17 protein-coding genes and 2 pseudogenes are annotated in these 22516 nt (G+C 37.6%); 6 read left to right on the forward strand and 13 right to left on the reverse strand.

The features are described from left to right. The first annotated feature begins 410 nt into the window (after positions 1-410). Complete coding sequence (locus ACQKL6_RS20340; protein ID WP_402959398.1) at positions 411-2015, forward strand: esterase/lipase family protein; 1605 nt, start codon at positions 411-413, stop codon at positions 2013-2015. Between the two features lie 234 nt (positions 2016-2249). Here ACQKL6_RS20340 and ACQKL6_RS20345 read toward each other — a convergent pair whose 3' ends face one another. The 13 genes and pseudogenes from ACQKL6_RS20345 to ACQKL6_RS20405 all read right to left on the reverse strand — a co-directional run bounded on the left by ACQKL6_RS20345 (position 2250) and on the right by ACQKL6_RS20405 (position 18012). After that, positions 2250-2822 carry a tyrosine-type recombinase/integrase gene (locus ACQKL6_RS20345; protein ID WP_402873024.1) on the reverse strand — a complete coding sequence of 191 codons (573 nt, stop codon included), beginning with the start codon at positions 2820-2822 and terminating at the stop codon, positions 2250-2252. Positions 2823-3626: 804 nt separating this feature from the next. Further along, complete coding sequence (gene uvsE, locus ACQKL6_RS20350; RefSeq protein ID WP_402988791.1) at positions 3627-4598, reverse strand: UV DNA damage repair endonuclease UvsE; 972 nt, start codon at positions 4596-4598, stop codon at positions 3627-3629. 206 nt (positions 4599-4804) lie between these two features. Then, the gene (locus ACQKL6_RS20355; RefSeq protein WP_407406238.1) at positions 4805-5302 is read right to left on the reverse strand and encodes a PCYCGC motif-containing (lipo)protein; all 498 of its coding nucleotides are present in this window, start codon (positions 5300-5302) and stop codon (positions 4805-4807) included. A 263-nt stretch (positions 5303-5565) separates the two neighbouring features. Then, positions 5566-6132 (reverse strand): annotated as a pseudogene (locus ACQKL6_RS20360) (DUF1641 domain-containing protein); the annotation flags it as partial. Beyond that, positions 6125-9088 carry a formate dehydrogenase subunit alpha gene (gene fdhF / locus ACQKL6_RS20365; protein WP_427651814.1) on the reverse strand — a complete coding sequence of 988 codons (2964 nt, stop codon included), beginning with the start codon at positions 9086-9088 and terminating at the stop codon, positions 6125-6127. The gene fdhF and the pseudogene ACQKL6_RS20360, both read right to left, overlap by 8 nt. 230 nt (positions 9089-9318) lie before the next feature. Further along, positions 9319-11271 (reverse strand): annotated as a pseudogene (gene pulA / locus ACQKL6_RS20370) (type I pullulanase); the annotation flags it as partial. A gap of 437 nt (positions 11272-11708) precedes the next feature. Continuing rightward, positions 11709-13835: an AAA family ATPase gene (locus tag ACQKL6_RS20375; RefSeq protein WP_427651815.1), complete on the reverse strand. Its 2127-nt coding sequence runs from the start codon at positions 13833-13835 to the stop codon at positions 11709-11711. Positions 13836-14036: 201 nt separating this feature from the next. After that, positions 14037-14480, reverse strand: a complete 444-nt coding sequence (locus tag ACQKL6_RS20380; protein WP_427651816.1) for a C40 family peptidase — start codon at positions 14478-14480, stop codon at positions 14037-14039. 189 nt (positions 14481-14669) lie between these two features. Beyond that, a complete protein-coding gene (locus ACQKL6_RS20385) occupies positions 14670-15296 on the reverse strand; it encodes a metal-dependent hydrolase (RefSeq protein WP_427591298.1) in 627 nt (208 codons plus the stop codon). Positions 15297-15556: 260 nt separating this feature from the next. Continuing rightward, entirely contained in the window at positions 15557-16522 is a 966-nt protein-coding gene (locus ACQKL6_RS20390; RefSeq protein WP_427651817.1) for a nucleotidyltransferase family protein, read from the reverse strand. Further along, positions 16522-16986 carry a signal peptidase I gene (locus ACQKL6_RS20395; RefSeq protein WP_427591296.1) on the reverse strand — a complete coding sequence of 155 codons (465 nt, stop codon included), beginning with the start codon at positions 16984-16986 and terminating at the stop codon, positions 16522-16524. The genes ACQKL6_RS20390 and ACQKL6_RS20395 overlap by 1 nt, the downstream gene beginning before the upstream one ends. Further along, positions 16976-17242 carry a PqqD family protein gene (locus tag ACQKL6_RS20400; protein WP_427591295.1) on the reverse strand — a complete coding sequence of 89 codons (267 nt, stop codon included), beginning with the start codon at positions 17240-17242 and terminating at the stop codon, positions 16976-16978. Before ACQKL6_RS20400 ends, ACQKL6_RS20395 begins: the two co-directional genes overlap by 11 nt. Next, the gene (locus ACQKL6_RS20405; protein ID WP_427651818.1) at positions 17242-18012 is read right to left on the reverse strand and encodes a hypothetical protein; all 771 of its coding nucleotides are present in this window, start codon (positions 18010-18012) and stop codon (positions 17242-17244) included. The genes ACQKL6_RS20400 and ACQKL6_RS20405 overlap by 1 nt, the downstream gene beginning before the upstream one ends. Before the next feature lie 399 nt (positions 18013-18411). Here ACQKL6_RS20405 and ACQKL6_RS20410 point away from each other — a divergent pair, with 399 nt between their 5' ends. From ACQKL6_RS20410 to ACQKL6_RS20430, 5 genes are all read left to right on the forward strand, one after another. Beyond that, complete coding sequence (locus ACQKL6_RS20410) at positions 18412-20853, forward strand: Ig-like domain-containing protein (RefSeq protein ID WP_427651819.1); 2442 nt, start codon at positions 18412-18414, stop codon at positions 20851-20853. Between the two features lie 15 nt (positions 20854-20868). Beyond that, a complete protein-coding gene (locus tag ACQKL6_RS20415) occupies positions 20869-21021 on the forward strand; it encodes a hypothetical protein (protein WP_427651820.1) in 153 nt (50 codons plus the stop codon). Positions 21022-21178: 157 nt separating this feature from the next. Further along, positions 21179-21412 (forward strand): hypothetical protein, encoded by a 234-nt coding sequence (locus ACQKL6_RS20420; protein WP_427651822.1) that lies wholly within the window; start codon positions 21179-21181, stop codon positions 21410-21412. Positions 21413-21548: 136 nt separating this feature from the next. Further along, positions 21549-22043: a transposase gene (locus ACQKL6_RS20425; protein ID WP_427651824.1), complete on the forward strand. Its 495-nt coding sequence runs from the start codon at positions 21549-21551 to the stop codon at positions 22041-22043. Next, positions 22033-22516: transposase (locus ACQKL6_RS20430; protein WP_427651825.1), on the forward strand; the 484-nt coding region annotated here is incomplete at its 3' end. The genes ACQKL6_RS20425 and ACQKL6_RS20430, both read left to right, overlap by 11 nt.

A 22516-nucleotide genomic window follows, 5' to 3' on the forward strand; every position in this document is an offset into this window, starting at 1 on the left:
AAAGCATCCTCATCACTCCAAGTTTTAATACTTCTATTTTAAAACAAAAAAAACTGTAGGCAAAGTCGATTTTCATCGAGTTTGTCTACAGTCTGCAAGGAATAGATTAATTCCTTGATCTTTTTGTTTTGCTTCTTAATTAATCTATCATAACTATATTATGTAAACTAAACATTTGCTCCCATCGCGAACAACATTTTATCACGGAGAAAACCCCTATATACCTCTTGGACCATTTTTTTCACTCATATCAGTTACTTTATCCTGTTTATCTTCATTCTTCGATGGTATGAGCTAGACTTATTCACTCATTTTATTAAAAATTGAAGGAATAACATAGGCGACGCCTGAATTTAAACTTAAGAGTCAAGGTTGGTTTTGGAAATTATAAAGCACAAGGAGGAATGTGTATGAAAAGAATATGGTATCAAATCATTCTTGTTACTTTTCTATTTTCATTATTTTTGTTTATGAATTGTCCATCTAAAACTTCAGCTGCAGAAATCGAGCCCTATGGTAAGCTAAAGCCCCCCAGTGAAAGTTTTACACCTGGTGATTGGTTTCTAGGCAGCACCCCTCCTAATTATAACTCAAGTAAGCCGCCCATCGTTTTTGTTCAAGGGAAGAACGGATCTTCAACCAGTTGGTACGGTGAAACGGAATATCATGGAATCAATGATATGTATACAAAAGCATACGAAGCGGGGTATCAAACGGTTTTTGTTCAGCTTTATGATGCAGCAGGAAATGGATCTTCCAGTCAATATAAGAATGGGAGGCTATTAGCTACTAAGCTTGGTCAAATCAGTGCACACTTTGGTGGAAAAAAAGTGAATATTATCGCTCATAGTAAAGGGGGACCAGATACACAAGCTGCACTAGTCACATATGGAGCACATCCATATGTGGGTCGAGTTATAACCCTTGCCTCCCCTCACCACGGTTCCAACTTAGCCGATTTGGCTAACAGCTGGTATGCGGGATGGCTAGCTTCTCTTCTTGGAGCAAATGATGAAGGAACGGCTTCGTTACAAATTGGACAGATGGCTGAATTTCGCTCTGTCATCGATAACCATGCAAATTCAAGGAAAAATAAATACTACACGCTTACCGGTACCAATCAGGGGCCAGCACTGTCTGCATTATCAATTGGAGGGCTGTATTTATCATCCTATGGCAGTAATGATGGGCTCGTCAATGAGTGGAGTTCAAAATTACCCTATGGTACCCATCTCTTTACTGATAGCAAATATGATCATGACAATATCCGTACAGGATCCGCTGTTTTCTCAAGAATTGAACCCTATCTACGCAGTTCCTCGACTGCAGGGATTGCTAGTTTAAGTGAACAGCCTGCCAAAGAAGAAATTATTTCGACTACACACAATCAAATTATCCACGGTGGTCCTTTACAATCAAATAATTGGATAGAACAGCCTATCCCTTTGAATGAATCAACTAAAGATGGTGAAGTAACCATTTATACGGCAACTGCAGATGTTGATATAGAACTAATCTCTCCATCAGGAGTGGTTTATCCAACCTTCCAAGTTTCACAGGCTTCTAAAGAAGAAATGTCTTTTCTTGCAGGTGCCTATATTCACACTTTAAAACAAACGAATATGGAACCTGGAAAATGGATTATTAGAATGAAGACAAAGGCCCAGCAAGATGCGTATTTACTTACCGCAAAAGTGGATGACAAGGAGCCGCTTGTTCTTGAAATGCCAGGGAAAGTAAAGCAGAATGATGCACAGTTTGTACTTAAATCTCCTGTCAAAACCAACCTCTTAACCAACCCATTAACATTTGATGTTCACCTAACAGACGAAGAAGGTGTTGAAATTAAAAATAAGGGTTCTCTTAATAAAGTGAATTCAGGTACCTACTTTGGTAATCTTCCGGCCGTCCCAAAATCGGGGACCTATAATCTAACGATCGATGTAAAAGAAAAAAATATGACTGGTCAAATGGTGAATCGCACCATTGTTCGTTCTATTTATATTAATAAGTAAGGGAACCACTGTCCCAAACTGTCGTTTACTTGGCGGTTTGGGAAGATTTCTAATTAATATGAATAAAATAAGTTTTAAATTGGATAGTTTCTATAGTGAGAGGCTAAGAAGTTTTTACTCTTTCGAATTAGTAACGAATCACTGCTATTTATTTATTTTTCTATCACTATTTTACCTTGTTTACATAATGCTATTATGGGCAATATAAAAAAAGACCATTTCTGGTCCCTTTTTTCAAAAATAAAAATCCATCAATGTTTCATCCATCAAATCTTGAGTGAGTCCTATGTATATCATGGTGTCTTTCGGATTAGAGTGATTAAGGATTTGTTGGAGCAAAGCTATATCCTTAAACTTCTGATAATGGAGATAACCGAAAGTTTTTCGGAGTGTATGTGTCCCCACGTCTGGAATGTCAGCCATTTCAGCGGCCTTATTCAAAACACGATAGGCTTGAACCCTGCTTATGGGACCATTGCCTTTGCGACTAGGAAATAAATAGTCATCATTTTTTAATTTCATTTTTTTTACATACTTTCTTACTTCTTTACGAAGTTGTGGGTTGACTATGAAACGTTTAATTTTTTCAGTTTTTTGCTCAACAATGACAATATGCGTCCCTTCCAATATATCCCGGACGCGTAATTTTAAGAGATCACCAATCCGTAGACCGATGTTGATTCCAATAGAGAACATCATGTAATCACGGTAGCTGCAATATTTTAATAGAGACTTTTTCATCTTATCTATATGATCTAGCCGGCGTATCGGCTGGACATTTTTTATTCGTTGTGAGGTCCTTTGCATCTGTCATTCATCTCCCCTTTTCCCTCTTTATATTGTACGTTAAGACGCAAAAAAAAGCCAAGTTTTTTGATTTTCATAAGGCTTATAAACGTTGATTTAAAGGGATTTCGAATGTATCAAAACAGGTCCTTTGTTACATTCGCAATATTTTGTTATATTGTGACGGAATATCATTAAAAAACATAGAATCTCATTAAACGATCTTATTGGAGCAATACAGATCATTTAGGTTCTATGGTACCTATTACTCTAGTTTTAAATTATAAGCACCTTAAAATAAGAATATGGAAGCCGTTTTTGATTCATCTTTGAGAACGCTCTGTCGATTTTAATGAATATCACACTATATTGGTGTTAATTATTTCGAAATATCATGCTGGTTCACGATGACATTTAATTTTCCTACTGAAAATAATTTTGTGCATAGTTTTGTTCCTAATGGTTCTATTTGAGAATTTACTCCTTCCAATAACTGCAACTATAGCGTCAATCCTCTTAAATCAATTATATGATACCTTATGCGTACTTAAATCCTTTTGATACCTATTACTCTAGTAAAATAAAATAGGTATCTTAAAACGGAAATACGAGATCCGTTTTTTTGAGAATTTTCATATTTTCCGTATAATTTCAGATAGTGGTCATAACTTAAACCTATGCATCCTATCCATATTTATGCTTTTTCGTTTTTGTTCCTCTTTATAGCTACCATAATTATATTATGTAAACTAACATCTAAATACCTGATAAATTAATAAAAGTCAACTATTAATTCACCAAGGATTTGAAAATTATTATATTTCATCAGTGTATAAAAAAACTCCCCCCATCAATGATTTCAATTTCGGGAAAATCTTTTATTTGGTCCATTAACTGGAATAGAGCTCCATCCTTTTGTTTTGCTTCAATCATACAATCCAACTGTGGTAAACTCCCCTTGATTTCCCGTAAAAAATCGATAAACATATTAACATCCACAAAATCTGCATGTGCTCTAAATTCTTTTTCATTCCTAGGACTAGAAATGTGCATTTTGGGTGGTAATTTCGAATAGTGCCATGTATTGAGGATACGACCCCAATGCTCGCTCCAATTTTCATCCTTAGAATGGTGAGCTAGATAGTGATGATAATCAAATACAAGAGGTACGCCCAGTTTTTCACATAAGTAGAGTGTCTCTGATAAAGTGAAAGTCGTATCGTCATTCTCAAGGATAATCATCCTTTGAAGAGATTCTGGGATGCTCCCCCAGTTTAGTATGAACTGTTCCAAAGCCTTCTCGTTTTCGCCATACCCGCCACCTACATGGAGAACACACCGATGCTCAGGATCAATGCCTAGTTTCTTCAATAATAAAAAATGCATTTTCAGTGTTTTCATTGAAGTTTTTAGTATATCAATATTGCTACTATTCAAGATGACAAAATGATCTGGATGAAAGTCTATCCGCACTTCTGGATGAGATAGCAGGAAATCTTTTATCTTGTTCAGTTCATCAGCCAGTGGTTCAAGATAGTCCCATTTTGGTATTTCTGGATGGTTTACTAGAGGTATAAGTTTAGAAGAAAGACGAAAAAACTGGATATCATATGCAGCATTATGTATGAGAAGACGCCAGCAATTTTGGAGATTTGAAGCGGAAATCCTTTCTAACTTTCGTATTGCAGCTTCTTTATCTTTAATTTTAGAAAATTGTGCAAAAGTCATCGTTTGAGAAGGCGAACAATGTGGTACTTGATTGCTCATAGCTACATAACCAAGGCGGATTAAAGTCAATATAAAAACTCCCTTGAATGTCTTATATGAGGAAGTATCCCCATAGCTCCTATTATTATTACATCTTGAGCTTAGGATTTCTGATTGCAAGATTGGAATCAATGCCTACAATGAAAAAGGGATAAAATAAAGAAACAGATACATAAGTGCACCTGTTTCTTTATTTTGGATTTATTTTCATTCCTTTTTAGTACCTTAACTCTTACTTACACTTCAGGAGTCGGAGTTGGTTTAGCATACCCTTTTTTATAGGCTTTATCTACTTTGTCCCGAATATCCTTTATCGTCATTCCATCGTTTAAATCAAGGATGGATTGTGCTGCTATCTCTAGGCATACTCCACATTTCGTCCCATGATCATCCCAAACTACTGCTCCATTTTTTTTATTTTCATGGATAAAACAATCGTAATTGTTTTTGTGGCCAGCTTCCTCTCCACATCCACAGTAACACGGTATTTTTTCCAATAGCGCCTGGTTTTGGGCAACGGCTAAATAGATGGTTTTCATGTCTTCAGGTTTTCCAGAAAGAAACTCAGGTGCTGTAGCTTTGTTAATAGTTTCTTGCTGAACATCCCCAGAAACGGTATGGTCATGGCTCTCATGACTAGTTTCTTGCTTCACTTCACTTTTCTCTTCAGTACATGCTGAAAGTAATAAAGACGAACACATACCGAGAGTTAACGCTGTGTATTTAAGTTTCATTTTTACACTCCTTGAAAATTTTGGTTACCCTTATTTTATGTGTAAAAGTTTTAAACTACAAGTGGATTGTTTAAATGAAACCTAAAAAAAGGACCCTCAGTATAAGGATCCTTCTCTCGTTACTATTCAATCTTATTTTGTTCGTTCTTTTGCCTCTTTGATAGAAGCGGAAGGGTCATGAGGGAAACCCCTGCTGCAATCCAAAGCCAATTACTGCTTTTTCTTGATTCTCTTCCGCTTTTACTGGGCATACTTGAACCGAAATCTTTCTTTGAAGTCGGTCTTTGAATGGTTGCCTGTTCATTTTCTTTATGAACTTGTTGATCTTCTGGTAATTGAGTGGTTCGTTCTAAATCACTTGTATCTTCTCCCATTCCTTTTAAGAAGGTCATCAATAACGTCATCGCTTGTTTTACTTCTTTGTCATTTAATGAACGTACCAATGAAAGGTAGCCGGATTTTTCATCCGATTTATCAATTTCTGCGACTCTGGCTATACCTGAATTCACCTTCAGGATAAGTGGCTCAAGCTGTTTAACATTTAGCGTTCCTAATGTTCCAAGCATGAGAAGAAGGTTTTTTAGAGTATTGGCTGTTTCAGGAGTATCCGCTGTTTTGACCAGAATATTCAGGACTTTATCTCCTTCCTTCAGCAGGCTGTTGACCATGGAAAGTATCCCACGGTCCTGCATGCCTTTCATGACTTCGAACGTTTCTTTAATGACCTCTTTATTTTCGAGAAGAGTTCTTTCAATATCTTCGAATTCAATTTTTCGCAATTCTTCTTCACTGAGTTCTATGCGATTGATTACTTTTGTCGCTTTAGCCACGGTTCCTCGACTCCTTTTTTATTTTTAAAAGGTCACCAGGGAAAATATAATCTTCACGGGCCCATTTTTTCTGTACTTGTACCCCGATTTGAGGTTGAGGATTACCATTACGATGGTTGATGCGAGGTAATGGATTTTCTCCTTTCGCCTTCAATACTTCCATTTTTGCCTGTACTTCTTTATAGGCTGGAGTATCCGTGTCTTTATCAGCATAGCTGCTGGTCAAAAAGTTGATGGCGCCATCTCCCGAATCATTCATTGGCAAGTAGACCTCTTTACCTTTCACTCGATCGGTAATGAGACACTGTATTTTTACATTTCCGTATGGAGAAGAAAGGCGGACTAGCGTACCATCCTCTAGGCCTCTTTCTTCAGCCAATTCAGGTGAAATCTCAAGAAATGCATTTGGAGTCTTGGAAGTGATTCCTTTCGATTTATATGTTAGATTTCCTTCATGGAAATGCTCTAATAATCTTCCATTATTCACATGGATATCGTATTCTTCTCCAAAATCGATTGGTTTTGACCATTCAACCGGGAATAGCCGTGCTTTCCCATCCGGGAATGGGAATTCTTCTGTAAATAGAAGTGGTGTATCCTGACCATCTGCGGCAACGGGCCATTGAAGGCTATTGTATCCTTCTAACCGCTCGTAGCTTACACCTGCATAAATTGGTGATAAGCGAGCGGCTTCATCCATGATTTCACCTGGGTGAGCATAATTCCATCCGGCACCTAACCTATTTGCCACTTCCATAATGATTTGCCAATCAGGTTTAGAGTCACCAAGGGGTTCAAACACTTGGTACATTCTTTGAATACGGCGTTCCGTATTTGTAAACGTACCCTCTTTTTCAAAACTTGGGCTAGCAGGAAGAACGACATCCGCAAATTCAGCAGTTTTGGATAAAAAGATATCTTGTACTACGAAAAAGTCCAGCTTTTCAAATGCATCATGTACATAGTTGATATTGGAATCGACTAATCCCATATCTTCCCCTTTTAAATACATGGCCTTTAAGGTGCCTTCATGGATGCCCTCGACCATTTCATGATTGTTCAGTCCAGGCTTTGAAGGTACTGATGTGCCCCATATTTTTTCATATTTATCCCGGACTTTTTTATCTGTGACCATTTCATATCCAGGAAGTTTGTCCGGCGTACTACCAAAGTCGCTGGCTCCTTGAACATTATTATGACCTCGTAATGGATAGGTACCTGTTCCTGGTTTCCCATAGTTACCAGTAATAAGCATGAGATTGGAAATGGCGGTGCTTGTATCACTTCCACCTATATGCTGTGTTACACCCATTGCCCAAAGGGAAACAGCACTGTTAGCTTCATGAAGTGCTTCTGCAATGGCGATTAAATCTTTTTTGCTTACTCCCGTATGCTTTTCTGCATAGTCCATTGTAAAAGGTTCCAGGCTTCTGATGTATTCATCCATGCCATTCACACGATCTTTGATGAACTTTTTGTCAGCCCAGCCTTTATCGATGATATATTTAGACACGGCTGATAACCAAACGATATCTGAACCTGGAGCCGGTTGAATGAATAAATCAGAGCGTTCAGCCATTTCATGTTTCCTGATATCAGCAACGATTAATTTTTGCTTTCCAAGTTTATGTGAACGTTTAACCCTGGTCGATAAAACTGGATGAGATTCTGAAGTATTCGATCCAATGATCAAAACAAGTTCAGATTTTTCTATATCCTTAATTCCACCTGTATCCCCACCATAACCGACGGTCCTGAACAAACCAACGGTCGCTGGGTTTTGGCAATATCTAGAACAGTTATCGACATTATTGGTTCCAATAACGCTTCTGGCCAATTTTTGCATCAAGTACGATTCTTCATTTGTACACTTTGAAGAAGTAATGAAGGCTAGAGAATCAGGTCCGTTTTCTTTTTTGATTTCAGTGAATCTCCTAGTAATTAAATTCAGTGCCTCTTCCCATTCGGCTTCGCGGAAAGCATCGCCTTCCCTTATCAATGGCTTAGTTAGCCTTTCTTCACTATTCACGAAATCCCAACCGAATTTACCCTTTACACAAGTAGAAATACCATTTGCCGGTGCTTCTGCTTGTGGTTCTACTTTTAATATTTTTCTATCTTTTGTCCACACGTCAAAGCTGCAGCCTACACCACAATATGTACAAACGGTCTTTGTCTTTTTGATTTTTGCATCACGCATGGCAGATTCCATATCAGAAATGGCTAAAATAGATCCATATCCAGTTTCGACATTTTTGGTAATTTCAATCATTGGTCTAAGGGTTTGTTTAGCAATGCCTGTCAAAAAGCCCGCTTCCCCTTCCATTCCTTTTTCCATCATAGCGTTACATGGGCAAACAGTTGAACAATGGCCGCATGATACACATGATGATTCATTTATAGGAACATTATTATCCCAAATGACCCGTGGTCTTTTGGCTTCCCAATCAATCGATAATGTTTCTGTTACTTGAACATCTTGACAGGCTTCTACACACCGGCCACAAAGGATGCATTGATCAGGGTCATATCGGTAAAATGGATTGGATTGATCCACTTCATAAGGTTTTTGATCAAACGGAACACTTTGGTGGTTCACTTTCATTTCTTTCACCGTATTGTGGATTTCACAACCGCCGTTATTATAATCACAAACCGTACAATACAATTCATGGTTATATAATATCTTATCCATTGCCATTACCTGTGCTTCTTTCACATCAGGTGCTAATGTATCAATCACATCTCCGTCTTTGATTTCAGTTGAACAAGATCTCACAAGTTCACCATTTACGCTAACGAGACACGTATCGCAAGTTTCAATCGGCCCTAAGCTTGGATGATAACAAACACTAGGAACCTCTATTGAACTATCATTAAGCATTTGTAGCACTGTTTGGTTGCCATCCAGAACTGTCTCCGCTCCATTAATTTTTATATGTACTTTTTCTCGCAAAATAAACTCCTCCTAATACAAGTGGTCAATCTATAAATCTAATTTACCCTGCTTAAAAACGCCTTAAACTTGTTAAAATAATGGATAATCACATCTGTTCTGGAATCTTCCGGTACTTTTGATAGCATTTTAGATTCAAACTTGCCATTAGAACGATTCATCTTATCTTTTTTCACGAAAAAAAGAAAGAACGCAATTTACCGTTCTTCCTTTTCGGTTCTCATGAGATATTAATCGGCAGCACTTTTTATCACAAATGAACTTAAGGGTGATACGTTAATATGACTACCATGAATTACTTCTATTGTTTCTAGACCCGCTTTCTGTCCATTAACTAAAAGTGACCACTTTTTTAGATGAGGCAAAGTAATGTCGATTGAATGCCAGTTTGCATTATGAATGACAACTATATTTGAATCTTCTGTCATTAATGAATAAGCTATTACATTTGCAGGAGCATCGAGGAACATCAAGTGCCGTTCAATCTCTTCAGCCGAAGTAAGTCTAAATACAGGATGTTTTTTTCGCAAAGCAATTAATCCTTTTACATACTCTACTTCATGGTCGAATTCCGCTCTTCGTTTCCAATTCAGTCGATTGATCCAATCTGGGGATTGATAGCTATTTTCATCTCCATCTTTTGTTCGCATGAATTCTTGACCGGCATGTATCATGGGGATTCCCTGAGATAACAATACGACAGAAGTTGCCAATTTATGCATCTGTTTACGTTCTTCATCTGACACGTCAGGTTGGGTGATGACAAGCTTATCCCATAAAGTATAATTATCATGTGCCTCTACATAATTTATGACCTGGGATGGGGTCTGGTACGTAGCTAAATGATCATCGTATTTCAATCCACCAGCAATTCCCCTTTTTACGATATCTTCCATGCCTTGTTTGCCGTTGACAAAGCCCCTATCGTATTTATCCATTACAAAACCTTTCAAGCCATCTCTAATGGCGTCATTAAAATGAGCAATACCCGGCATCTTATGCGCGTTTTTCTGGTTTGCCTTCAGGGAAGCATCCAGTGGTGTATTCATATCCCATCCTTCACCTAACAGAATGATAGACGGATCAATTTCATGAACAGCTTTTTTCACCTCATTCATCGTCTCCACATCATGAACCCCCATAAGATCGAACCGGAAGCCATCGAGGTGATACTCTTTTGCCCAATAAACCACAGAGTCGACAATGAATTTACGCATCATGTTATGTTCGGAAGCGGTGTCATTCCCTACCCCCGTCCCATTAGAAAGTGTTCCGTCTTCGTTATAGCGGAAAAAGTAATTGGGTACGAGTTTATTAAAATTTGAGTCATCCACTGTATATACGTGATTGAAAACTACATCCATGATGACACGTAAACCTTGATCATGCAGCGTTTGAATCATCTGCTTTAACTCTCTAATTCTTAGTTTCGGCTGATAAGGGTCCAATGAGTAGGATCCTTCGGGTGCATTATAATTTTTTGGGTCGTATCCCCAGTTATATTGAGGCTCAGTCAATCTCGTTTCATCTACCGTAGCAAAATCAAATATGGGGATGAATTGAACATGAGTTACACCTAAGTCCTTAATATGATTGATTCCTGTTTTCGTACCATATGGGCTTATAGTATCTGTTTCAGTCACACCTAAATATTTACCTTTTTGTTGAATCCCACTGTCAGGATGAATTGATAAATCCCTGATATGAAGTTCATATATAATCGCATCCTCCGGTTTAGCTAACGATGGCTTATCAGTACTCCATTTTTGGGGATTGGTATCATTTAAATTAATGACTACCCCTCTATTCCCGTTAACTGTGACGGCACGGACGTATGGATCCACAGCTTCATTCCATATATTACCGACTTTCACTTTGTATGTATAAATCAAGCCATCTTGATCACCTGGAAGTTCAGCCGTCCACGTTCCCTTCTCCGAGCGCTTCATATCAAACTCGGTACCAACAGGATCATCCCAACTTTTATACGTAACAAGCTTAGCTTCGCTTGAAGTAGGTGCCCAAAGACGAAAAGCTGTTCGATCTAGTTGAAAGTCATTCCCCAAATCATTTCCATCATAATAATAAAGGTTATCCATTTCTTGCGGGCTCATTGGGTCAATTTCTGCAACCGGCAAGGAGTCCAGAATTTTTTCGATTTCTTTTTCCTTAGGTGCTTGATTGGTATTTTCCTCTTCGAAATAAGAAAGTGAATCTTTCATAGGTCACTCCTCCAATGAAATTCCCCTTATGAAATAGGAATTCGTTTTTTTATATACTATTTTGATTTCATTTGAATGGCCCAATCCATAAAAGTGAATGCACTTTCCTTTTAATTCCACAACTGTTTCACCATCAAACATATACCATTTCTCCCATTGTTAAACAATATTATATACTATGCTCTCTGCAAAAAGAAATAAGTCCTTGTTTATACCTAACAATTTTTTTATTGCAGTTCCTTCAAGTAATTGGTGTCCTTATGAAAAAAACTATTTCAAACTAAGACTTCATTAAAAGAATTCTAATTATTAAACTAAACGAGCGGTCATTATAGAACGTTTTAAAAAATGCCCCCATTACAGTCATACTGTCTTGGAGGCATTTCTAGTACTAATCATTATGAATTGATAATTTTCAATTGGTCATCTTTAACGACAGCTTTAAAGTTTTTCACTTCAGGCTGTTCAAAAATATAGTCTGTTATGCCATCTTCAAGTTGTTCCTGAAGAACACGGCGAAGGGGTCTTGCACCGAATTGTGGGTGATAACCCATTTCAATCAATTTGTTTCTGGCTTCATCCGTCACGACAAGTGATAAGCCTTGAGCAGTCAGGTTTTCTTCAAGTTCATGAATCATGATATCGACAATTTGTAATAAATCTTCTTTCTTCAGTGCGGAGAACTCGATAATACTATCAAATCGGTTTAGAAATTCCGGTTTAAAGAAACTGCCCAATGATTGTAGGATTGAAGCTTCTTCAACAGCAGTGCTCGTACCGAATCCCATAACTTTTTGCTTTTCACCGACTCCAGCATTACTTGTCATGATGATGACAGTATCTTTAAATGTTACAGTCCTTCCTTGACTATCCGTCAGACGACCATCCTCAAGAATCTGTAAGAACATATGCATCACATCAGGATGGGCTTTTTCAATTTCGTCCAATAAAATAATGCTGTAAGGTTTACGGCGAACTTTCTCAGTTAATTGTCCTGCTTCCTCATGACCAACATAACCCGGAGGAGAACCAATCAATTTAGAAACACTATGTTTCTCCATGAATTCACTCATGTCAAGGCGAATCATAGCTTCTTTATCGCCAAACAGTTCCTCGGCTAGCGTTTTAGCCAATTCAGTTTTACCCACGCCGGTCGGTCCAACAAAAAGGAAAGAGCCGGTCGGACGGTTTTTGGATTTTAAACCTGCACGGCTTCGACGAACAGCTTTTGCAACCTTTTTGACTGCTTCTTCTTGACCAATGACTTTTTTCATTAAATCCTCTTGAAGATGAATCATTTTTTTCTGTTCATCTTCCTGCAGCTTGCCTATAGGAATTCCCGTTTTTTGTTCTATAATCCTTTGAATATCTTCTACAGTGACATTCGGTTTAGCTGCATTGGCTCCAGCCTGTAGGGATTTTTCCAACTTTTCTTCTTCATCTCGAAGCTCAGCCGCTTTTTCGTAGGCTTCTTCTTTTAGAGCCAATTCTTTTTCTTTATAGATTTGTTCAAGACGTTGTTTTACTACATCCTCTTGACTATATTCAATCGTCAAATTTTGTTTTGAGCCGGCTTCGTCCATTAAGTCAATTGCTTTATCTGGTAGAAAGCGATCTTGGATGTAACGATGTGAAAGTTCGACAGCTGCTTCCAGCGCTTCCTCAGTATATATGACTCCATGGAAAGACTCGTAACGATCTTTCAGACCTTGTAAAATGACTATCGCTTCTTCTGTTGTCGGCTCATCAACTTGTACGGGTTGGAATCGTCGTTCAAGTGCCCCATCTTTTTCAATTTTCCGATATTCAGAAAGGGTCGTTGCACCCACAAGTTGAAGTTCACCGCGTGCTAAGGCAGGTTTTAAAATATTCCCTGCATCCATTGAACCTTCAGCTGAACCAGCACCTACGATTTGGTGAATTTCATCAATGAATAGAATGACATTCTTTCTATCTTGTAATTCACTGATTAATTGTTTCACTCTTTCTTCAAATTGACCACGAATGCCTGTGTTCGTTACAAGAGATGCCATATCGAGTGAAAAAACCAGTTTGTTACGCAATTTTTCCGGGACCTTTCCTTCAACAATTGCTAAGGCCAATCCTTCTGCAATAGCTGTTTTACCAACGCCAGGCTCACCAATCAAAACTGGATTGTTTTTGTTTCGTCTATTTAACACTTCGATGACTCTTTTGATTTCTTCATTTCTTCCAATGACCGGATCAATGAGTCCTGCTTTTGCAACATCATTCAGATTGTGACCATACTCTTCAAGCAAACCTCCGTCTTTATCTTCTTGTACGGGTTTTGATGGAGGCATGTTGCTACTATTAAAAGGGTTGAATGAATTTGAAAATCCATCAAATTGGAACTTTCCTGTATCCATTCCTCCCATGGCTGCACCAAGTTTATTTTGTTCTTCTTTATAACAAGTGGAGCACAATTTGACATCATGCTGTTGCCCATTCATATTGAGATGAACCTGAATATTTGCTTGGTTTTCATGACATTTTTCACATAACATATGAGTACTCCTCCTTATTTATTATTACGAGTTATCATTTGACTTTGACTAACTTTGACCTTATGCCTTTATTATACATTGACCTTCTTTGACTTTCAAGAATTTTGCTTGACTAGTTTTAGTGCACATTTAATCTGTTAAATAAAAAAAGAGACTGAATTCAGCCTCAATTTCCGTTTCTATAAGGAATAGTTTTACTAATTATATACGTTTTGCCCCAATATACTGTGGTTTCCAATAACTATTATTCGTCTTTGCGTAGGTAACTCCCTTGGAAGATGCGGAGTGTATGAATTTATTGTCACCTATATATATCGCTACATGCGTTGGTTTTTTTGCTTTATTCGGTGAGAAGAACATTAGATCCCCTTTTTTCAAGGTTTTAACTTTCTTTCCTTTTTTGTAAATGTCAGCAGCTGTTCGCGGTAATGTCTTTCCAGCTTTGTTATATGAATATTTCACCAAACCTGAACAGTCAAAACCGGAAGAAGACATACCACCCATTTTATATTTCGTCCCTAATTCACTTTTAGCGGTTTTAATTGCTTTGGTATGATAAGATGCAGCTTCTACATTGTTTCCAGTAAAGGAACCAAATCCAATCATTGTAACTAACGACAATCCGACAAAAATTTTCTTTAACAATATAACTTACCCCCTGATGCAATATGCTAAACCTAATATACTAGAAAAGTCATAACATGCGCATCACAGGGACTTTACAATTATATTACATTAGTAGATTTAGGAAATAAACGATACTAAAATAAAGATCACCTTATATAAAAGGAAAGAAGCCGCAATGTCTCTATTAAAGAAACACTGCGGCTTTTCCTAAAATTCCTTTGAGAAAAATGGTAGCAATAACTTTACCCCCCGTTTATTAAAGGGCAGAAACTTCATATCAGCCAGCAAATGACTTATGTACCCTAAAATGCAAGTAGTGAAAATCCCTTCAGTCCCCAATGTCTCTTGGAACTGAAACGCAATCACTCCAAAGAATAGAACCCCCGCTATCGAATGGGTATAACTACGGTGCGGTGTAAAGGAAGCTAGTATAATATAAATTCCTAAAAGCCATAGCCAGTCAACATCTAAAGAGAGCCCAGTCCCTAAAATACCAAGACCTGTAAGAGTCAACATATGTCTTTGTGTTATAAAAGAAGAAATGATAATAATACCGATACCTGCGCCTACACCTAGCCATCTCTCCGTTTCAGAACTTGCTAAAAGACTATAAATGATCATAAGAACTCCGATGGTTTGAGCCAAAGTTCGAATGAATTTGTGAGAAAAGGTAATCTTATTACTCAACTTCCCGTCAATATCCATGTCAGGCATTAATCCTGAAACTCCACCTACACCGACTAGAAATAACGTGGTGGTTGGATCGGTCTGTAGAGTGTTCGCCGTTAGAAATCCTACTGTTGCCCCTATTGCCATATGTGCTGTTCCGTTCACTTTCTCTCCCCTGTTCCTCTAAGAAGTAGCTTACAAACAAGAAACGAATGTTTGTTCGAATCTCGTCTTTTTAACTATACATTATTTTGGATTAATTTTCTTTAATTTAGGGAAGAAATTCTACCAGTATGTTATCTTAGGGAGCTATATTCTTTATTGGAAGAGGGAAGTCATCAGAATGTTTTACGAACGAGAGTTAAACACATGAAAGTTCAAAGAAGCGAAGTAAAATAGTTGTGTATGTGGATCCTATCTGGTATTCAATATTTAGGATGCAGCCAATGATAAAGCTCAACCATGCTATGTTTTGGGGAATCGTAACTAAGGAATGAATAATCAATGAAATCCACATACTTTTTTAATGGGAAATTCCGATGACCATAAGAAGTCGGAATCTCATAGGGAAACTTGTTGAGTAAATGAAGAGTCGGTAACTGTTGGTACACAATCGATAACGTCCTAATAATTCTTTTTCTCGTCTTGTGCCGTTTTGTATCTTCCATCAATCTTATATAATCAATATTCAGAGTAGAAATCAGTTGGATAATATCAATAAAATATTTTAATGATTCCATATTATGCCGCCATCCGTGAAGGCAAATCATATAAAAAAGATGAAAATCAGAAATTTTTTTAATGTACAAAGAGTCTTTAATTGATAATGCTTCCTCCCAAATTTCTTCAACATAAAAATTTGCAGTAGTCTGCTTTAAAATATCCCAATGAAGTTCGACCGTTAAGGGAATAGAAGAACCAGGTAGGACTTTACTGTATGAACGATGAAAATGGAATGGGATTGGTTTCCTCTCTTCTATGTATCCCAAGCTTTTAACTATATCAATGGCACGATCCATATCAGTAGGCATAATTAATAGATCAATATCAGAGGTTGGTCGTGATCCTAGATGACCAAAATGTTGTTCAGCAAATGCAGTTCCTTTTAACGGAATGATATCTATGCCGCTTTTCTCAAAATCATTCAGGATTTGGTTCGTTTGATTTTTAATAAGGATATTTTGGAATAAGACACGTTGAAATTTTTCTTTTAATATTTGTTGATAGAACGCCGGAGTTGCCTCCAACCTCCCTCCCTGCTTCATAATAGTATATGTTTGTGCGTGAACATTCGATTTTTCAATATCATCAAGAAGCCCCCAATAATAGGCTGAATCGTTGGGCAGCCCTATATGTGAATCATATAGGATTTGCAACAATGTAGGATTCATTAATTAACCCCTCCCTTTTTCCTTCGTTGAAAATTGATATACCTTCGTAAAACAATCGTCAACATTGGAACAGACATAATCAGTTTCCCCCATGTTTTAGCTAGAAAACTAGAAACATAAAGTTTAGTATGCCTTTTTTGGACATAAAGCAGCTTACCGACAATCTGTTCTCCATGTATGGGCTGATCGTAGCCCAAATTCGTGTCTCCTTTGAAAAGGAATTGCCGCTGTTGATTATTCTTCATTTCCTTATAATAACGGTGCGCAATCAATCGCTTTGTTGCACTATAAAACAATACAATATCTCCCTTTTTCAATTGAACTAGCTTACATTCGTTAAAATAGCAGATATCACCGCTTTTTATGAAAGGGTACATACTGTTCCCTTGAGCTGGTAGATGAAAAGATCCCTCTTTTTTCACAACAGTTTTAAATAAGTCTACTGTCTCTTTATCAAACAACATGCTGAATTAAACCAAAATGTAATAAGTCAGTTAAGTAATTTTCTATATCAATTTTAGATTCATCTTCTGTCGTGTCATATTGATTCGTGATTTTCTGAATCAAGGAATCCACTGTTTGAGCTTGGCTTAGAAGATCCCAACAATATCCCCCGATTCCGTTTAATTTTGTGACTGTGAATGTATCCGTATGTAAAATAATCCACTCATCATCAAGCTGTGTAGCTTCCACATGATTACTTTGTATATATTGAACCATTACGAGATCAACTCCCAAAAAGAATTATTTTTTTGAAAAAAAAGATCATATGCTGGCACCTGGTTTGCAACTTTAGTTAACATGCCCAAAATAACTTTAGTGTTCACAGGATCATCGGACCAATAAAACACTTTATCAATCAAAGTTAAAAGCGTGTCCGACTTCGCTAATTTACTTCTTCGATTAGTAAGTGACTGATGTAAAACTTGTATACTACCTAATGGTAAGTGGCCCTCTTCTCCCTCTGATCGTAGTTCACTTCGAAAAGGTGAATTAAAAACTTCTACTTTATCAGGGGTAACTTTTAAAATGGTCGCTTCGTCCGACAGAAGATTTCTGGGATATGCTAGTTTAGCAGCCGTTGATTTTCCAGCCCCCGAATGCCCTGCAAAAATATGAGCTTTTCCGTTATCAATAACACAGGAGGAGTGAATTAACAGCCCCCATTCATGATATACAATGAATGAACTATATAAATTTATGAATGCATGCTTTAAAGCCAACTCATTATAAGCGGAAATCTCGGCAAATTGGTAATCTGTATCTACTTCGACTAGATAATCCGACCTTCGAAAATAAATTCTATCAGCCGTATTAGTAACATTCACCTCGTAATCTACAAAAGGTTCTCCAAATTCCATCTGGACGGTTATGGTGAGATCAGGATTTTTATTCGAGCTTCCTAAATCACGAAACATTCCGTCTATAAAATCAGGAGCATTTTCTATCTGGATAAAATGTTCCCCTATTTTTGTGTGGGTTATTTTCATAACTAGTTCCTTTCTTTGTATTATTAGTAATATTATCCTATAGCGATAATTATAATGGATTATTTATTCTTTTTAAAGAACAAATTTCAAGCAATATATAATATAATGCTCATGAATTTAAGGATACTTGCCGTTTTTATAAGTCGCAATGATGATTTAATGAATTCATTAATTATTTTTCAAACGTATTGTTCTTTATCGAGAACGATGGTATTCTGAAAAATATAGGGTATCTAGTTCTATATAACGTGAGATATATCGAGTGAGTGAGGAATACATACCATTACCTTCAACCTGTTCTCTCCGTGCTTATTCTTTATAAATAATATATTTTGATAGGGGGAGGATACCAAAGATAGTTTAGTTTCTATAAAACATTCTTTACTGGGGGAAGATTTTATGTTGTTTACAAGGTATTTCAAAACGCTCACGATTTTAATGCTAACGATTTTCTTTATTTATCTAAACGGTAGCTCGCAAGCCTTTGCAACAAATGGAGGTGGAAAAGGCAATAAGTCTGTGCCTGTAACGGGTGTTTCCTTACATCCGGATACCTTATATATGAACATTAAGGATAAAGATGAAAGACTTACGGAAACGATTAAACCTTCTAATGCCACAAATAAACAGGTGACCTGGACTTCCTCAAATACTAAGGTAGCCACGGTATCTGGAAGCGGGGTTGTCCATTCTGTAAGCGCTGGGTCCACTACGATTACTGTCACAACTAAAGATGGGAATTTTAAAGCTAGAACCACAGTAATAGTTAGTGATCCTAATATTGCTGTAAAAGGTGTTTCTTTAAATCCAAATTCCTTAAAGCTAAACATCAATGATAAAGATGCTCCACTCACTGCAACAATAAAGCCATCCAATGCCACTAACAAAAATGTCACCTGGACTTCATCCAATCCGAGTGTAGCTACAGTTTCAAGTAGCGGGCTTGTGCATCCTGTCAAACCGGGTACAGCAACAATTACTGTTACAACTCAGGACGGGAATTTTAAAGACAAAGTCACTGTGACGGTTTGTGACCCGGTTATCGCGGTTTCATCTGTGTATTTAAATCCGAAAATAGTAACCCTTACTGTTGATGGAGAAGATGCTACATTAAAAGCAACAATTAAACCATCGAATGCGACAAATCAGGAACTCATTTGGTTATCTTTTAACCCAAAAGTAGCTACCATATCTTCTGATGGAGTGGTGCACGCCATAAGTCCTGGAGTCGCCATAGTAAAAGTATTTACTAAAAATGGACATTACGATTGGTCCTTGATAACCGTTTGTGCTAGTAAACTAGTACCTGTTAAAACCTTATCACTCAATCCAAAAAATGTAGACATGACTGTCGGTGGAAAAGATGCAACATTAACAGCCACAATTACACCCAATAACGCTACTAACAAAAACGTCGTCTGGTCTACTTCTGACCCTAGTATTGCCACTGTGAAAAATGGCATCGTCCATGCTGTCGGTCCTGGCACAGCTATTATTACTGTTTCAACAGAAGATGGCAAACTTCAAGACAAAGCTAAAGTCAGTGTTACAGTACCGGTGACAGGAGTAACCGTTGATACTAATTCTCTCAATCTTACAGTAGGTGGAAAAGATGCAAAGTTAACTGCTTCGATTGTTCCATCCAACGCTACTAATCAAAATGTTACTTGGTCTACCTCTGACCCAAGTGTGGCAACTGTCGATAACGGAGTCGTTCACCCAGTCGGACCAGGTAAGGCTATGATTACCGTTACGACAGAAGATGGCGGTTTTACCGATACAGCAACTGTTATTGTAACGGTTCCTGTAACCGGTATATCACTTGACCCTAAATCTCTTGACCTAATCGTAGGCGGAAAAGATGAAACACTAACTACTACGATTTCTCCATCCAATGCTTCAAATAAAAATGTTACTTGGTCTACCTCCGACCCAAGTGTCGTAACTGTCGATAACGGTGTCGTTCACCCAGTCGGACCAGGAAAAGCTACAATAACAGTTACGACAGAAGACGGTGGTTTCACCGATACAGCAGCCATTACCGTCACGGTTCCAGTTACTGGTGTATCAATTGATCCAGAAATACTTAATCTAATTGTTGGTGGAAAAGACGCAACGTTAACTGCTACCATTGCTCCATCCGATGCCACTAACAAGAATGTCACTTGGTCTACTTCTGATTCAAGTGTAGCCACTGTAGAAAATGGTATCGTCCATCCTGTTGGACCAGGTATAGTAATTATTACAGTTACGACGGAAGATGGGGGATTCATAGATACAGCAACCGTTACTGTAACAGCGCCAGTGTTAAGCGTATCACTTGACCCTAAAACACTGAATTTTAATCTAGGCGATGCGGACCAAACCTTAACGGCAACGCTAAATCCGTCCAATGCCACTAATCAAAATGTTACTTGGTCTACCTCCGATCCGAGTGTAGTCACTGTGAAAAATGGTATCGTCCATCCTGTCGGTCTAGGCCAAGCCACCATCACGGTCACGACATTGGAAGGTGGATTAACTGATACAGCTATAGTAACGGTTATTGACCCAGACACAATACCGCCAGTCACAAAAAATAAAATGACTCCTATTTTCAACGATAAAAACACCTATATCATCGCGTTAACCGTTACTTACACAGTGACTGATGATAAATCCGGTGTAAAAGAAACCTTATATCGTATAAACGGTGGTGCTTGGCAAGTCTATACAAATCCATTTGATGTCTATGCCGAAAATACCCACACCTTGGAATACTACAGCATTGATAAAGCGGGCAACAAAGAAAAAATCAATGTATACGATTTCGACAAAGGAACATGCTCTTGTTCCAAGTAAAAAGGAGGAAATATAATGGAAAAGAAAAACAAAGTAAAAATGAAATATGAAGCACCAAAAGTTTTGCATCATCAAATTGTTACTTTCGAGACAGCAATCTCTGCTGCTGGACATTGGGAGTTTCAACTTATTGAAGGAGGCTGGAAGAGGGTTTTTGTTCCTGGTTAATTGGAAATGAAATTTATTATTGAAAAAGGGGCTGTCCCAAAAGTCAGGAAAATGACTTTTAGGGCAACCCCCTTTTTTATGAAATTTATGCACAAAAAAATCGCCCTTTTTAGTAAAATGAAGTTACCAGACAACATTTACAAAAGGACGATTTTTTATGAGCAATCCAAAGATTACTACAGAAAATTATAACATGGAACAAATTTTACTACCACTCTCTATTCATGAGGAAACTGTCGTTCCCCAAAAACGAAATATCACACCTACTTTTATTCCTTATGATAATAAACAAACAACTGTGATTTTTGACATTCAGGATCTCATTCCGTCTCACCACGTCGCGCGTGTAATCGATCAAATGATTGGATATATTCTTTTTCGAGCACTATAATGGTGGCGGACGTAGCTCTTACCATCCCAAAATGATGACGAAAGTCATTTTGTATGCCTATTCTTAAAAAGTCTATTTTTGTTGTGAAATCGCCAAACTGGTTTAAGAAAATATCCCAACAATGTGGCTGGCTGGCTTGAAGAAACCGGATTATCGAACGATTAATCGATTTCGCACACAACAAATGGAAAAGCTCCTTCCGAAGCTTTTTAAAGAAATGATCCATCAACTAATAGAAGAAAAGCACATCACTATGGAGAATTACTTCCTAGACGGAACAAAGATTGAAGCAAGCGCAAACAAGTATTCATTTGTGTGGAAAAAAGCGACGACGAAGTTTGAGGCGAAGCTGCAAGAAAAAATCGAAGAAACGTACCAACTGATTCAGACCATTACAAATGAAGAAGAGCATGAACTGTCTGCTCAAGATGAAACATCCTCATTAACGGCAGAAGAAAAACTAACTCAAATAGAAAAAGCATTAGTGAAAAAAGTTGAAAAAGAAACGAATGGTATCCAGCTTGAAGAAGATGTCCAGGTACAAAAAGAAAAACGACGGGAACTCAGTCCGGTTAAGAGACTTTTGAAACTTAGTGCGCGAAGACTTAGGTCCACGATTAGTGAAATATAAACAACAAAATGCTCTGTTTGGCAATCGAAATAGTTATTCTAAAACCGATACGGATGCGACATTTATGCGAATGAAAGATGATCATATGAATAACGGACAACTAAAACCTGGTTATAATATTCAAATGGCAACGGAAAATCAATTCATTCTTTTTTATACGATACATCAACGCCCAACTGATATGCGTTGTTTCAAGCCGCATTTAGAGGCACTGAAGAATACATCGCTACCATTCCCGGAAAACGGCATCGCTGATGCCGGCTATGGCAGTGAAGAAAACTATCTCTACTCTTTGGAAGAAGAATTTGAAGCTTTGATTCCTTACAATACTTTTTTAACGGAACAAAAACGGAGCTATAAAAAAGATATTCGTCATGCGAGTAACTGGGCATATGATGAACAAAAGGATGAATACACCTGTCCAAATAACCGTAAGGTTTTATTTAAGCGTTACTCGACCCGTACGGATAAAA

It is taken from the genome of Peribacillus sp. NPDC097197 (assembly GCF_050278025.1).
Lineage (GTDB): Bacteria > Bacillota > Bacilli > Bacillales > DSM-1321 > Peribacillus.

What these genes read in the sequence shown, in the direction of transcription:
- ACQKL6_RS20340 (WP_402959398.1), top strand. Translation starts at nt 411, where the DNA reads ATGAAAAGAATATGGTATCAAATCATTCTTGTTACTTTTCTATTTTCA.
- ACQKL6_RS20345 (WP_402873024.1), bottom strand. Translation starts at nt 2,822, where the DNA reads ATGCAAAGGACCTCACAACGAATAAAAAATGTCCAGCCGATACGCCGG.
- ACQKL6_RS20355 (WP_407406238.1), bottom strand. Translation starts at nt 5,302, where the DNA reads ATGAAACTTAAATACACAGCGTTAACTCTCGGTATGTGTTCGTCTTTA.
- ACQKL6_RS20375 (WP_427651815.1), bottom strand. Translation starts at nt 13,835, where the DNA reads ATGTTATGTGAAAAATGTCATGAAAACCAAGCAAATATTCAGGTTCAT.
- ACQKL6_RS20390 (WP_427651817.1), bottom strand. Translation starts at nt 16,522, where the DNA reads ATGAATCCTACATTGTTGCAAATCCTATATGATTCACATATAGGGCTG.
- ACQKL6_RS20395 (WP_427591296.1), bottom strand. Translation starts at nt 16,986, where the DNA reads ATGTTGTTTGATAAAGAGACAGTAGACTTATTTAAAACTGTTGTGAAA.
- ACQKL6_RS20400 (WP_427591295.1), bottom strand. Translation starts at nt 17,242, where the DNA reads ATGGTTCAATATATACAAAGTAATCATGTGGAAGCTACACAGCTTGAT.
- ACQKL6_RS20405 (WP_427651818.1), bottom strand. Translation starts at nt 18,012, where the DNA reads ATGAAAATAACCCACACAAAAATAGGGGAACATTTTATCCAGATAGAA.
- ACQKL6_RS20410 (WP_427651819.1), top strand. Translation starts at nt 18,412, where the DNA reads ATGTTGTTTACAAGGTATTTCAAAACGCTCACGATTTTAATGCTAACG.
- ACQKL6_RS20415 (WP_427651820.1), top strand. Translation starts at nt 20,869, where the DNA reads ATGGAAAAGAAAAACAAAGTAAAAATGAAATATGAAGCACCAAAAGTT.
- ACQKL6_RS20420 (WP_427651822.1), top strand. Translation starts at nt 21,179, where the DNA reads ATGAGCAATCCAAAGATTACTACAGAAAATTATAACATGGAACAAATT.